Below are 13,063 nucleotides of genomic sequence, written 5' to 3' on the forward strand. Positions count from 1 at the left end.
ACGACGCCGCGGCGCTGGCCCAGGCCGATCTGGGCCTGGCCATGGGCACCGGCACCGACGCCGCGATCGAGGCCGGGGACCTGACCTTGGTCCGCGGTGACCTGCGGGCCGCGGCCGACGCGATCCGGCTCTCCCGCCGGACCCTGGGCACCATCAAGTCCAACCTGTTCTGGGCCTTCGCCTACAACGTCGCCGCCCTGCCCCTGGCCGCCTCCGGCCTCCTCAACCCCATGATCGCCGGCGGGGCCATGGCCTTCTCCTCCGTCTTCGTCGTCGGCAACAGCCTCCGCCTCCGCCGCTTCCAACCCACCCACAACTGACACCCACACCCCAGGGGGCGCAGAGCCCCCGAGCCGACACACCCGCCCACGCCCCCGAGGGGCGCGGGCGGGTGTTCCGCTGTCGTCGGCGGGTGTTCCCTACGGCGGGCCTCCGGCACGCCGTGAGGCCGTTCGAACGGTCGCCCCCAGGCGGCGGTGAGCGCCATCCCCCGCCTCAGGCGATGCCCCGGGCAACCATGGCCTGCGTCCCCCCTCCGCTGATCCGATCCACGGCGCCCCTCCGGCACGCCGTGACGCCGTGACGCCGTGACGTCATCAGACCGGTCACCCCCGGGCGGCGGTGAGTTCGGCCAGCAGTTCGGGGCCGGTCCAGTGACGGGCCCGCTCAGGTCCGGCGGACTCCGCTTCGCGCACCAGCTCGACCAGCCGGGCACAGGCCGGGGCCGGCAGACCGTGCCGGGCCGCCATGGCGACGATCTCACCTTGCAGGCTGTCTATCTCGGTGGGCCGACCGCGCCGCAGATCGTCCCAGGTGGAGGAGCGCGCCTCGGCGTCGATGGCCAACACGGACGCCGCCAGCCGCTGGAACAGCCGGTCCGGCAGTCGCAGCAGACGCGGCATCAGGTGGGTGGGCAGTGCGCCGAGCCTCGTCGGCCGGACCCCTTCGGCGCGGTACGCCGCCAGTGCCTCGCTCTGGCAGAGCGCGAGACACAGCCGGAACGCGCGCTGCCCGAGCTCCTCGCGCAGCGGCAGCCCGGACAGGCCGTTGACCGCGTTGTTCAGATTCATCAGCAGCTTGGCGTGCTGCACCGCGCGCATGTCGGCGTGGGCCCGCACCGGCAGTCCGGCCGCCGAAAGCGCCGCGACCAGAGGTGCGCCGGCCGGCTGGTCGTCCACCATCAGCGCCCCGCCCGAGCCCTGGTGGTACGTACCGGGGGCGGTCGGCAGCACATTGAACGGAACCATGCCGGCCACCACCGGACGGTCGCCCAGCACCGACCGGATCACCTCCGGATTGCGCAGCCCGTTCTGGAAGCTGACCACCACGGTGCCCGGCGCCAGATGCGGAAGCAGCTGCCGGGCGGCATCCTCGGTGGCCATGGACTTCACGGTGACCAGTACGAAGTCCGCCCCGGCGATCGACTGGGCGACCGCTTCGGGGGTGTCGGCCAAGCGCAGCGCGGCGGGGTCGACGGTGACCGCCGGCCGGCCGCCGCCGGTCAGGGTCAGCCCGTTCTCCCGCAGGGTGGCCATCGCCGCCGGACGGCCGATCAGCGTCACCTCGGCGACCGAGGCCAGGCTTCCGCCCAGCCGGCAGCCGATGCTCCCGGCACCGAACACGGCGATCCTCGGTCGCGGGGCGGCGGGCTGCGGCATGGCGGTCTCCTGACTGGCGGCATGGCCTGAGGCGGGGCCTGACAGTACGGGCGGTCCGGTGTGCGGCCTGTCCGGGCGCGGGGTGGCGGGCCCGGTGATCGGCTGCCGTGCGGTGGAGCTGGTGGAGCGGTGGCGATCCTCCAGCAGATCCGTCCTCCCGCCAACACCTCGCGCCAAATCCCGCACTGGCCTGCCCAGATCATTGCTCGGGGTGGCCGGTGCGCGACTCGGCGCGTGCCTTCGGCGGCTCAGGCCGGTATGCCGTGGGCGGGCCAGGTGGCACCACCAGGGTGGCCGGTAGTCCGCCGGCCGGTGCGCTGCGGCAGGCTCCCACCCGACCGGCCCCGGCCCGCAGCGCCACGGACGGACGGCACCGATACGGACCCAGCAGGTGCCTTCGGCGGCTCAGGCCGGTATGCCGTGGGCGGGGCCCGTAAAGGTGGGGGCGGTGGCGGTCGGGGCCCCGGTGGTGTCGAGGGCCGGCGGCAGGCCGAAGAGCGGGAACAGGCGATCGGTGTCCAGGAAGCAGTTGATGCCGCTGATCCGGTCCCCGGACACCTCGATGACCTGGATGGACCATGGCCGGTAGCCGCCCGAGGGGTCGCGGCGGTACTGGCCGAACGCCGCGGTGCCGTTGGCCACCACCGGCAGCATCCGGGAGCCGCGGCAGCCGGCTCCGGCGCCCAGGTGCCACTCCCGGATGTCCTCGTGGCCGCGCAGCCACAGCGGGTAGGGCGGCATGGACAGCGTGGCGTCCTCCCGCAGCAGCGCGGTGAGCGCCTCCAGGTCGTACGCCTCGAAGGCGGCCACGTACCGGACGAGCAGTCCGCGCTGCTCCTCGTCCATGGCTCCGGCCCGGGCGGTGTCGGCGATGTCCCGGGTCGCCAGCGCGGCCCTGGCCCGCTGGAGGGCGCTGTTGACCGAGGCGACCGTGGTGTCCAGCAGCTCCGCGACCTCGGCGGCTCTCCAGGCCAGCACCTCGCGCAGGATCAGCACCGCCCGCTGCCGGGGCGCCAGGTGCTGGAGCGCGGCCACGAACGCCAGCCGGACACCCTCCCGGGCCACCGCGAGCTCGGCCGGGTCGCCCCGCTCCGGCACCACCCGGCCGTCCGGCGCCGGGGAGAGCCAGCGGGCCTCCGGTAACGCCTCGGGCAGCGGTGTACGCGGACTGCCCGCGGAGGTCAGGTCCATCGGGCGGGCCCGCCGCCGACGGCCGGCGAGCATGTCCAGGCAGACACGGGTGGCTATGCGGTACAGCCAGGAGCGCAGCGCCGCCCGGCCCTCGAACCGGTGGTAGCCGCGCCAGGCGCGCACCAGCGTCTCCTGGACCGCGTCCTCCGCCTCGAAGACGGAGCCCAGCATCCGGTAGCAGTAGCCGGTCAGCTCCACCCGATGCCGCTCGAGGCGCGCCCCCGGATCAGGGTGCTCCGCATCCCCCGAAGCACCGCCCGGGCGCGCCGGAACGCCCCCGGCCACGGACGCGGAGGCCGGGTCGGCCACCGTGACATCACTCATGCCAGGATCCCCCCTCCCGCTTCGTCCCTCAGCGTAGGACGCGCCACTGACAACGCCCCGCGATCGGACCGGTCGGCGGCCCGAACGCCCTGGTGGCGGGCGGTGGACGCGGCGGGGCAGGGGGTTGGGGTCCCGCACCGGCGACCGATTGTCAGTGGGGCGTCGCACACTGGGGGCATGTGCCGAAGCATCAAGACCCTGAGGCCGCCGGCGATGCCCGAGGTCTGCGACGAGGACATCCGTGCGGCCGCACTCCAGTACGTCCGCAAGGTGTCCGGCTTCCGTGCGCCGGCCGCGCACAACCAGGCGGTTTTCGAGCAGGCGGTGGCCGCTGTCGCGGAGGCGACCCGGGAACTGCTGAGCGGCCTGGAGGTACGGGGGTCCGCGGCCGGGCGCCACCAGGCGGAGCAGAGCCACCCGCCGGAGGAGAGCCGAATACCGGCGTAGCGGACGGCCGGGCGACGGTCCGGGGCGGGCCGCCGGTCAGACGTCGGTACGGCGCGGCCGGGCGGCGTCGGGGGCGGACGTACGTCTGGCCTCGGCGCGGGTGCGCCCGGGCCACGCCGGCCTCGGGGCCGCGCGGGCGCCCCGGGGCGGGACCGCCGGTCGAGCGTCGGTACGGCGTACGGAGGGGACGTACGTCCGACCTGGAGGCGGGATGTACCCGGGCCACGCCGGCCTCGGGGCCGCGCGGGCGCCCCGGGGCGGGACCGCCGGTCGAGCGTCGGTACGGCGTACGGAGGGGACGTACGTCCGACCTGGAGGCGGGATGTACCCGGGCCACGCCGGTCTCGGGGCCGCGCGGGCACCCCGGGCGACCCGAATGTGCCGGCCCGCACACCTGCTCCGGCTGTTCCGCGACAACGCGCGGCGCCGCACCAGCGCCCCCGTACGTCCCTCGGTCGGCCCCGGCATGCGGAGGGCCGACCGCCGGGGCGGTCGGCCACGTATCGGTTTGGGCTGCCAGGGCCGCGGGATCAGAGCGAGCGGACCTGGTCCGCCTGGGGGCCCCGCTCTCCCTGTGCGACCTCGAACTCGACCCGCTGGTTCTCGTCCAGGCTGCGGTAGCCGGTCGTGGCGATCGCGCTGTAGTGCACGAAGACGTCCGGTCCGCCGCCGTCGACCGCGATGAATCCATATCCCTTCTCGCTGTTGAACCACTTCACGGTGCCCTGCGCCATCTTTTCTCCTTGGGGTCGTACAGGGGTCGGCCAAGGGTCGGCCAACAGTAGGAGTACCCTCCCGCCCGCGTGGTGGCCGTCACCGTCACCCGGATGACGGCGTGTTGGGAGCGCCGCGCCCCGGGGCGGTCCCGCCGGCCGCCGCGCCGGCGACCTGCGGCGCCGGGTGTCCGGAGGGACCATGGACACCATGCTGCTGGCCGATGTCGCACGGACCTCGGGAGAGATCGCGGCCACCGCCGCGCGTTCGGCGAAGGTCGCGGCGCTGGCCCGGCTGTTCGCGCGTACGCGGCCCGACGAGGCGCCGGTGGTGATCACCTATCTGGCGGGTCGGCTGCCGCAGCGGCGTACCGGGGTGGGCTGGGCCGCGTTGCGGGATCTGCCGCCACCCGCCGGGCAGGCCCGGTTGACGGTGTCCGAGGTGGACGCGGCGCTGGAGCGGATCGCGGCGGTGGCCGGCAAGGGCGCGGCGGGCGAGCGCAAACGGCTGCTGGACGGGCTGCTGTCCGCGGCGACCGAGGAGGAGCAGCGTTTCCTGCTGCGGCTGATCGGTGGCGAGCTGCGGCAGGGCGCCTTGGACGCGCTGGCCGTGGAGGGGCTGGCGGAGGCGGTGGGCGCGGATCCCGCGGAGGTGCGCCGGGCGGTGATGCTGGGTGGTTCGCCGGGTGCGGTGGGGCGGGCGCTGCTGGCCCGGGGACCGGCCGCGCTGGCGGACTTCCGGCTGGAGGTGGGCCGTCCGGTGCTGCCGATGCTGGCGCACAGCGCCCGGGACGTGGACGAGGCCCTGGACCGCCTCGGCCCGTGCGCGGTGGAGGAGAAGCTGGATGGCATCCGGGTGCAGGTGCACCGGGACGGCGAGGTGGTGCGGGTCTTCACCCGCACCCTGGACGAGATCACCGCCCGGCTCCCGGACGTGGTCGCGGCGGCCCTGGAGCTCTCGGTGTCCCGGGCGGTGCTGGACGGCGAGGTGATCGCGCTCGGGCCGGGCGGGCGACCGCGGCCGTTCCAGGAGGTGGCGGGGCGGGTCGGGATCCGGACCGACGTGGCCGGGGCCCGGCAGACCCTGCCGCTCTCCCCGGTCTTCTTCGACCTGCTCGCGGTGGAGGGCCGGGACCTGCTGGCCCTGCCCACCCGGGAGCGCCACGCCGAGCTGGCACGGATCGCGCCGGAGCCGCGCCGGGTGCGCCGGCTGGTGGCCGCCGATCCCGCCGACCCGGCGACCCGGCGGGCGGTGCGCGACTTCGCGCGGGAGGTGCTGGAGCGAGGGCACGAGGGGGTGGTGGCCAAGGCGCTGGACGCCCCGTACAGCGCGGGGCGCCGGGGAGCCTCCTGGCTGAAGGTGAAGCCGGTGCACACCCTGGACCTGGTGGTCCTGGCCGCCGAGTGGGGGCACGGCCGCCGCACCGGGAAGCTCTCCAACCTGCATCTGGGCGCCCGGCGGCCGGAGGGCGGCTTCGTGATGCTCGGCAAGACGTTCAAGGGGCTGACCGACGCGGTGCTGGAGTGGCAGACCGAGGCCCTGCGGCGGATCGCGGTCAGTGACGACGGCTGGCTGGTGCGGGTACGGCCGGAGCTGGTGGTGGAGGTGGCCTTCGACGGTCTCCAGCGCTCCAGCCGCTACCCGGCGGGCGTGACCCTGCGCTTCGCCCGGGTGGTCCGGTACCGGGAGGACAAGAGCGCGGCGGAGGCGGACACCCTGGACACGGTGCTCGCGCTGCGCCGCGAGGGGTGACTACAGCGGCGGTGCCTCGTTGCCGCGGAGGCGTTCCAGGTCGGAGGGGCGGACCTGGACGGCCAGCACGGCGATCAGCGCCGCGAACACGGTGAACCAGGCGGCGGCCACGAAGGCCTGGTTGGCACCGGCGGTGAGGACCTGGTCGCCCCAGGCGCCGGGGAGCCGGCCGGTGTGCTCGAAGGCCATCCGCTCCTTCGGGGTGGCCGTGGCCTGGAACTCCGGCACCAGCTCCCGCGCCTTGTCGCGGCTGGCCGTGGAGAAGACCGTCACCAGGATGGACAGGCCCAGCGAGCCGCCGACCCGCTGGCTGGTGTTGAGCAGTCCGGAGGCCGCGCCGGCCTCGTGCGGGGCCACCCCGGAGACCGCCATCAGGGTCAGCGAGACGAACTGCATGCCCATGCCCAGCGCGAACAGCATCATCGGCACCAGGAGGCTGCCCAGGTACGTACTGTCGACGCTGATCCGGGTGAGCCAGCTCAGCCCGATCGCGGCCAGCAGCGCACCGCCGACCATGAAGGGCTTGGGCCCGAACTTCGGAAGCAGCTGCGAGGCCGCCCCCGCGCCCACCGCGATCATCACGCTCACCGGCAGGAAGGCCAGCCCGGCCTGGATGGGGCTGAAGTCGAGCACCTCCTGGACGAAGAGGGTGAGGAAGAAGAACATCCCGAAGATCGCCGCGGCCAGGCTGAGCATGATCACATAGGCGCCCGACCGGTTGCGGTCGGCGAACATCCGGAGCGGGGTGATCGGCTGCGGGGAGCGCCGCTCCACGGTGACGAACACCGCCAGCAGCACGGCCGCCGCGGCGAAGGCGGCCAGGGTCAGCCCGTCCCGCCAGCCCTCCTCGGCGGCCCGGATGAAGCCGTAGACGAGGGCGGCCATGCCGAGCGTGGAGGCGATGGCACCGGCGAGGTCGAAATGCCCCGGGTGCCGCTCGGACTCCTTGATGACCCGGGGGGAGGCCAGTGCGATGGCCAGCCCGATGGGCACATTGACGAAGAAGATCCAGCGCCAGTCCAGCCACTCCACCAGCACCCCGCCGAGCAGCAGCCCGATGGCGCCGCCGCCGGCCGACACCGCGCCGAACACGCCGAAGGCCCTGTTCCGCTCCGGCCCCTCGGCGAAGGTCGTGGTGATCAGCGCCAGGGCGGTGGGGGAGGCGATGGCCCCGCCCACCCCCTGGAGCGCGCGGGCGGCGAGCAACTGCCCGGAACTCTGCGCCAGGCCGCCGAGCAGCGAGGCGAGGACGAACAGCAGCACGCCGAAGACGAACACCCGGCGCCGGCCGAGGATGTCACCGGCCCGGCCGCCGAGCAGCAGCAGACCGCCGAAGGTGAGGGTGTAGGCGTTGACCACCCAGGACAGGTCGGTGGTCGAGAAGCGCAGCGCGCTCTGGATGTGCGGGAGCGCGATGTTCACGATCGTGATGTCCAGCACCACCATCAGCTGGCAGGAGGCGATCACGACCAGGGCGATGCCCTTGCGGTGGGGGGCGAGGTGCCCCGCTGTGCCGGCGTCGGGCGCCGGGCGGGAGGTCGCCATAGTGCGTTCCGAGTGCTAGCGCATGGGTGAACATTCGCTTCCGCTCACTCGACCGTAGCCCTGACCCCCATGGCCGACCAGTCGATCACCCAGCCAGCGCGAACCGGTGGGCGGCGCGGGCCAGCCGGTAGGTGGCCAGGTCACAGGCCGACACCAGCGGAATGAGGTGGCTGTCGGACAGCCGGCCGAGGCCGTCGGAGCGGGCCGTGCTCCAGTCCTGGTGCGCGATCTCGCACATGGCGGTGACCCCGGAGAGCCCGGCCAGCCGGGAGAGGTCCACGGCCGCCTCGGTGTGCCCGTCGCGCTGCAGTACGCCGCCGGGCGCGGCGGCTATCGGGAAGACCTGGCCGGGCCGCGCCAGGTCCCGGGCGGCGGTGCCCGGGTCGGCCAGCGCCCGTACCGTACGGGAGGAGCGCTCGGTGGCGGAGACACCGGTGGCGCCGCCCGCCGCGAGCCCCGCCGAGACGCTGAACTCGGCCTCCTGCGGTTCGGGGTACTCCTCGGCCATCTGTGGCAGCCGGAGCTCGGCGGCGCGCTCGTCCGGGAGCGCCACGCGGATCACACCGGAGGCGAGGTCCAGCATCCGCGTCAGTACGCCCTCGTCGGTGTACTCGGCAGCGACCATGAGGTGGCCGCTCTCCGGTGCCCCACCGTCGAGGACGATCGCGAAACCGCCTTCGGTGAATGTCTCGATCGCCCGCTCCACCGCCAGGATGCGCTCGTTCCCGACCCTGTGGTCCACCACGGTCATGGTGTGTCGGCCCTTCTCCTTCTCGACCGCCTGCCGTGCCGAACACGGCGGCGGGTACGGTCCGCTGGAAGCGAAGGGAAGCGAAGGAGCTGCGAAAGCGGCACCGCTCCCCTACCGCCTGCGCGGTTCCGGGGATGCGCGCACCGCCGCGCGGACGGGCCGGGCCGGGAGGACGGATCAAGCGATCGCTGCCGATCACCGCCGGTCTCCACCGGGCCGGGCCGCTGCCTGGCATGGTGCCGCCGCGTACTTCCTACCATCCGGACTTTCACCGTCGGTCCCGGAATTCCACCGGATCAACCGGCCGATGGCTTCGGCCGGGTCGCGGACTTTCACCGCCGGTTCGGATTTTCACCGACCCCGGAGCACGCGAACACTCGTCAGCATTTTGGCACACGTTGCTCCATTGACATAGTGTCAATTGTCACAGGCGCAACCGCTGTTGAAAGATCGACTGAGTGGGAATCGGCGCCGCGGCCACGGGGTGGCGCTCCGGTGAATTCCGCGGGGATCATCTTCCGGTGATCAGCTCTCACTGGGGTCGTAGCTGTTCGCCAGCTCGAAGGGGTCCGGCTCCAGCCCGGCGGTCGGCCAGCGCTGCTCGCGCCGCCAGCCCTCGTTCTCCTCCGCCAGCGCCTCCCAGAGCATGTTCAGCGGATGGTCGGGGGCGTAGCCGGCGCGCTCGCCGCGGCGGGTGAAGGCCCCCAGCAGCACCTCCAGCCGGGGTCCGGTGTCGTTCACCAGCTCCACCGCGCGCAGCCCCCGCCCCGCCGAGACCCCCAGGTCGCCGATCGCGTCGGCCACCCCCTGGGTGACCAGCATGCAGCCCTCCAGCAGCCCGGACCGCAGCAGCTCGAAGCCGTAGTTGACGGTGTCGATCTCGGCGGCGATCCGCAGCCGGTTGCGGTAGTCGGCGCCGAACCAGGCGTGCAGCACCCCGGCCATCATGCCGCTGCCGGACACCACCAGCGGCAGGGACCGCAGCTCACTGCTCTCCAGGGTCGGCCCCGGAAGCCGCTCCTCGGGCAGGTTGGTCAGCAGCGAGACCCCGCTGCGCCGCCACTCCATGACGTCGAAGGCGACCAGCTCGTCATCGCCGCCGGGTCTGGTCACCACACTGCCGCAGACCAGGTCGACCTCCTTGGCGCGCAGCTTGGCCAGCACATCGCGGGTGCGCACATGCCCGATCCTCAGCTCGATCCCGCGCTGCCGGAAGTCCTCCCCCACCCGCTCCCCGGCCCCGGCCAGATAGGCCAGGGTGAAGCGGGTGGTGCCCACCATCAGGGTCCTGCCCAGCCGCCGACGGGACTCATGCACCCCGTCGAGCCAGTCGCCGAGGGTCTCGCGCGCCAGCCCCACCAGGGCCTCGCCGGTACCGGTGAACAGCACGTCCTTGCCGCGCCCCTGCTTGAGCACCAGGGGCTCCCCGCACACCTCCCGGAAGTTGCGGTTCATGGTGTCCAGCTGCTTCTGCACACTGGACTGCTCCCGGCCGAGCATCCGGGCCGCGCCCAGCGCGGTACCCGTGTCGTGGACCACGATCAGGGTGCGCAGCTGGTCCATGGTGGTGTCCAGGAGGGCGAGTGGGCTCTGCAACAGCCTGCTCCCGCGGCTCGCCGAGGGTGTTCCGAGCGGGCCGGGTGTCGGCATGGTGACGCTCTCGCTTTCCAGCTCTGCCTGCGTTGCGGGCCATCGAGTTTAGCCCGCGCGCAGCCGTCAATAGGGGCGCGTGTGCACGGAGTTGGCGCCGTTCCGGGGCCCGCGACCGCCCGTACCCGCCTTCCGTACGCCCCGAGTGCCCGCCGTCCGGCGGCCGAACCACCGTCCGCGGCGGCCTGCCGCGGTCCGGAGCCCCAGGGCCCTGGCCAGGGTGGACCGCTAGCCTTTGTGGACCACGGGACATGCGTCGCCGTGCATCCCACCGCACTCGACACCTGAGAGGCTCGCCCATGGGAATACGGGACCTGCTGCGCAAGGTTTTCGGCCGCTCCCGCTCAAAGCGGGATGAAACGGTCGCCTCGGAGGCGGCAGTCGTCCCGGACCAGCGGGAGTCGCCATCCGGCGCGGGCCTGGAGACTGCTTCCGGTGAAGGTGCGGCGCCGACTTCTGGCGAAGGTAAGGAGTCTTCGGCCGGTGACGGTACGGACTCGGGTACGGGGTCGCCGTCGGGCGAGGGTACGGAGTCGGGTTCAGGTGCCGGTACGGACTCGGGTACGGGGTCGCCGTCGGGCGAGGGTACGGAGTCGGGTTCCGGTGCCGGTACGGACTCGGGCGCGGACACGCCCCTGACCGCCGACACGGGGGCGGGGGCGGCCCCGGCGGTCGAGGCTGCGGAGCCCGTCTCCGACGTTGTCACCGCGGACGGTACGGACGAGACCACGGTGGGCGGTGCGAAGCCCGAGGAGGGTGCCGTAACCCCGTCCCCGACCGGGACCGAGGAGGCCGGCACCGAGGACGACCTGTCCGGCTCGGCCCTTGACGACCCCGCGCTGACCGAGCCCCTCAAGACCCTCGACGAACTCCTCCAGAGCCCGGCCCCCGAGCCGGAACCCGCCATGGCGGAGACGGCCCCAGCGGAGACCACGGCTCCGGCGAAGCCCGCGCCCGCCGATGTCGTACCGGCCGATGTCGTACTGCCCGAGCAGGCGGAAGCCCCGGCACCGGCGGCTGAGGAGTCCAAGGCGGAGCCTGGCGCCGTAGCCACCGAGCCGGCCGAAGGACCGGAGCCGGAGCCGGAGCCGGAGCCTGAAGGCGCCGCCGAGCCTGCGGAAGGGCCCGAGCCGGAGCCCGAGGCCGAAGCCGTCGCCGAGTCGACGGACCAGCAGGCACCTGCCGCGAACGACCCGGCCACGGACACCAAGCCCGAGCCGGAGCCCGAGGCTGAGACCGCCGCCGAGCCGACGGACCAGCAGGCATCTGCCGCAAGCGACCCGGCCACGGACACCAAGCCCGGGCCGGAGCCCGAGGCTGAGACCGCCGCCGAGCCGACGGACCAGCAGGCATCTGCCGCAAGCGACCCGGCCATGGACACCGTGGAGGACGAGGACTCCGTCAGTGCCGAGCCCGTCGGGGCGGAGCAGGCGGAGTCGCCGAGCGGTGTGGAGGGTGCGGAGAAGGCCCCGGCCCAGGAGGCCGAGTCGCCGAGCACGGACCCGATCCCCGCCTCGGCACCGGCACCGGCATCGGAAGAAGCGGACCCGACCCCCGCCGTGGACGCTGCCCCGGAGGCGGAGACCGTCCCTGCGCCGGAGGCCATCGCCGACACCACCTCCTCGGAGTCGGACGAGGCGGCCCCCACCGCGCTCCAGCCCGAGACCGCCCCCGAGCCGGAGGCCGAGGCCGCACCGGAGACCGCTCCCGAGACCGCCGCCGAGCCCGAGGCCGCCCCGGAGACCACCCCCGAGGCCAAGCCCGAGGCGGAGGTGACCCGGGAGACCACCCCCGAGCCCGAGCCCGAAACCGAAGCCACCCCGGAGACCGCCGCCGAGGCCGAGCTTCAGGCCGAAGCCGCTCCCGAGCCCGAGGCCAAGGCCGAGGTCGAGGTCGGCACCGCACCCGACGCCACTCCTGAGGCCAAGTCCGAAGCCGCCGCCGCGCCGACGGACGGGCCCGAGTCCGAGGCGGCGCCCGAGGCGGAGCGCACCCCCGGCCCCGAAGCCGACACCGCACCGGAGGTGCCCCCCGTGTCCGAGCCCGCTAGCACCGTCGTGTTGGAGAAGGTCGCCGCTCAGGCGCCCGGCCTGGTGAGCCTGGTCAAGGCGGCGTCCGGGGCGCTGGACAAGCAGGGGCTCGCGGGACAGCGCGCCGCCGTGTACCTGGTGCTGGACCGGTCCGGGTCGATGCGGCGCTACTACAAGGACGGCACCGTCCAGCACCTCGCCGAGCAGGCGCTGGCGCTCTCGGTGCATCTGGACGACGACGGCTCGGTGCCGGTGGTCTTCTTCTCCACCGACATCGACGGCACGTCCGAGGTCGATCTGGCCAACTACGGCGGGCGGATCGAAGAGGTGCACGCCTCGCTGGGCCACATGGGCCGCACCAACTACCACCGGGCGATCGAAGCGGTGGTGGAGCACTACCGGAAGTCCGGCGCCACCGCCCCCGCCTTCGTGATCTTCCAGACCGATGGCGCGCCCACCAGCAAGCCCGCCGCCGAGAAGGCGCTCTGCGAGGCCGCGGGGCTGCCGATCTTCTGGCAGTTCATCGGCTTCGGCGACCCGGCGGGCAAGGGCTTCGACTTCCTGCGCAAGCTGGACGAGCTGGCCGTGCCGGAGAAGCGCGTGGTCGACAACGCGGGCTTCTTCCACGCCGGTCTCGAACCGCGTGAGCTGGCCGACGCGGCGCTGTACCAGGAGTTGACGGCGGAGTTCCCGGAGTGGCTGCGGGAGGCCCGCGCCGCGGGGATCGTCCAGGACTGACAGCACGATCGGCCAGGGCCGGCGCCCGGCCGTCCGGCCCTGGCCGTACCAGCGCTCTGAAAGGGGTGCCGCGGGTCACCGCGGCACCCCTTCCGCGTCCCTGAGCCGCGTTCAGGCAGGCCGACGGTTCCCCGAGGAGGCGCATCGGCGCAAACCATACTTAATCGGGTACCGCCATGCGCCCCCGGAATTGCCGGTAGCCGGTGTGTGAACGGGTATCAGGGCTTCAGTCGGAGCCCCCACCCCCCTGGACCCCCTCATGC

General features: G+C 73.7%; 9 protein-coding genes, 1 pseudogene and 1 riboswitch. Of the genes and pseudogenes, 4 read left to right on the forward strand and 6 right to left on the reverse strand.

Translation table 11 applies throughout. The features are described 5' to 3' along the window. Window positions 1-320, forward strand: a pseudogene (locus E4099_RS19325) (heavy metal translocating P-type ATPase); the annotation flags it as partial. A 285-nt stretch (window positions 321-605) separates the two neighbouring features. Here E4099_RS19325 and E4099_RS19330 read toward each other — a convergent pair. Together E4099_RS19330 and E4099_RS19335 are read right to left on the reverse strand one after the other, a co-directional pair. Further along, window positions 606-1,658, reverse strand: coding sequence for a 2-dehydropantoate 2-reductase (locus E4099_RS19330; protein WP_245244995.1), 1,053 nt, complete (start codon window positions 1,656-1,658; stop codon window positions 606-608). Window positions 1,659-2,063: 405 nt separating this feature from the next. Continuing rightward, a complete protein-coding gene (locus tag E4099_RS19335; protein ID WP_135340352.1) occupies window positions 2,064-3,173 on the reverse strand; it encodes a sigma-70 family RNA polymerase sigma factor in 1,110 nt (369 codons plus the stop codon). A 177-nt stretch (window positions 3,174-3,350) separates the two neighbouring features. Here E4099_RS19335 and E4099_RS19340 point away from each other — a divergent pair, with 177 nt between their 5' ends. Continuing rightward, window positions 3,351-3,620 carry a DUF2277 domain-containing protein gene (locus E4099_RS19340; RefSeq protein ID WP_135340353.1) on the forward strand — a complete coding sequence of 90 codons (270 nt, stop codon included), beginning with the start codon at window positions 3,351-3,353 and terminating at the stop codon, window positions 3,618-3,620. Window positions 3,621-4,150: 530 nt separating this feature from the next. Here the strand turns inward: E4099_RS19340 and E4099_RS19345 are convergent. Continuing rightward, a complete protein-coding gene (locus tag E4099_RS19345; protein ID WP_135340354.1) occupies window positions 4,151-4,354 on the reverse strand; it encodes a cold-shock protein in 204 nt (67 codons plus the stop codon). A 190-nt stretch (window positions 4,355-4,544) separates the two neighbouring features. Here E4099_RS19345 and E4099_RS19350 point away from each other — a divergent pair, with 190 nt between their 5' ends. Continuing rightward, window positions 4,545-6,086, forward strand: a complete 1,542-nt coding sequence (locus E4099_RS19350) for an ATP-dependent DNA ligase (protein ID WP_135340358.1) — start codon at window positions 4,545-4,547, stop codon at window positions 6,084-6,086. Here E4099_RS19350 and E4099_RS19355 read toward each other — a convergent pair whose 3' ends face one another. From E4099_RS19355 to E4099_RS19365, 3 genes are all read right to left on the reverse strand, one after another. Then, window positions 6,087-7,631 (reverse strand): MFS transporter, encoded by a 1,545-nt coding sequence (locus E4099_RS19355; RefSeq protein WP_135340355.1) that lies wholly within the window; start codon window positions 7,629-7,631, stop codon window positions 6,087-6,089. 85 nt (window positions 7,632-7,716) lie between these two features. After that, window positions 7,717-8,382: a 3,4-dihydroxy-2-butanone-4-phosphate synthase gene (locus E4099_RS19360; RefSeq protein WP_135340356.1), complete on the reverse strand. Its 666-nt coding sequence runs from the start codon at window positions 8,380-8,382 to the stop codon at window positions 7,717-7,719. A 242-nt stretch (window positions 8,383-8,624) separates the two neighbouring features. Continuing rightward, window positions 8,625-8,755: riboswitch (FMN riboswitch) on the reverse strand. Between the two features lie 152 nt (window positions 8,756-8,907). After that, window positions 8,908-9,945 carry a LysR family transcriptional regulator gene (locus E4099_RS19365; RefSeq protein WP_135340359.1) on the reverse strand — a complete coding sequence of 346 codons (1,038 nt, stop codon included), beginning with the start codon at window positions 9,943-9,945 and terminating at the stop codon, window positions 8,908-8,910. Window positions 9,946-10,763: 818 nt separating this feature from the next. Here E4099_RS19365 and E4099_RS19370 point away from each other — a divergent pair. Then, complete coding sequence (locus E4099_RS19370) at window positions 10,764-12,800, forward strand: vWA domain-containing protein (RefSeq protein ID WP_245244996.1); 2,037 nt, start codon at window positions 10,764-10,766, stop codon at window positions 12,798-12,800. The last annotated feature ends 263 nt before the right edge of the window (window positions 12,801-13,063 follow it).

It is taken from the genome of Streptomyces palmae (assembly GCF_004684805.1).
In the GTDB taxonomy this organism is placed as follows: Bacteria; Actinomycetota; Actinomycetes; order Streptomycetales; family Streptomycetaceae; genus Streptomyces; species Streptomyces palmae.

Excerpts from the sequence above, each read along its gene's own strand:
- E4099_RS19330 (WP_245244995.1), bottom strand. The coding sequence starts at position 1,658 with ATGCCGCAGCCCGCCGCCCCGCGACCGAGGATCGCCGTGTTCGGTGCC.
- E4099_RS19335 (WP_135340352.1), bottom strand. The coding sequence starts at position 3,173 with ATGAGTGATGTCACGGTGGCCGACCCGGCCTCCGCGTCCGTGGCCGGG.
- E4099_RS19340 (WP_135340353.1), top strand. The coding sequence starts at position 3,351 with ATGTGCCGAAGCATCAAGACCCTGAGGCCGCCGGCGATGCCCGAGGTC.
- E4099_RS19345 (WP_135340354.1), bottom strand. The coding sequence starts at position 4,354 with ATGGCGCAGGGCACCGTGAAGTGGTTCAACAGCGAGAAGGGATATGGA.
- E4099_RS19350 (WP_135340358.1), top strand. The coding sequence starts at position 4,545 with ATGCTGCTGGCCGATGTCGCACGGACCTCGGGAGAGATCGCGGCCACC.
- E4099_RS19355 (WP_135340355.1), bottom strand. The coding sequence starts at position 7,631 with ATGGCGACCTCCCGCCCGGCGCCCGACGCCGGCACAGCGGGGCACCTC.
- E4099_RS19360 (WP_135340356.1), bottom strand. The coding sequence starts at position 8,382 with ATGACCGTGGTGGACCACAGGGTCGGGAACGAGCGCATCCTGGCGGTG.
- E4099_RS19365 (WP_135340359.1), bottom strand. The coding sequence starts at position 9,945 with ATGGACCAGCTGCGCACCCTGATCGTGGTCCACGACACGGGTACCGCG.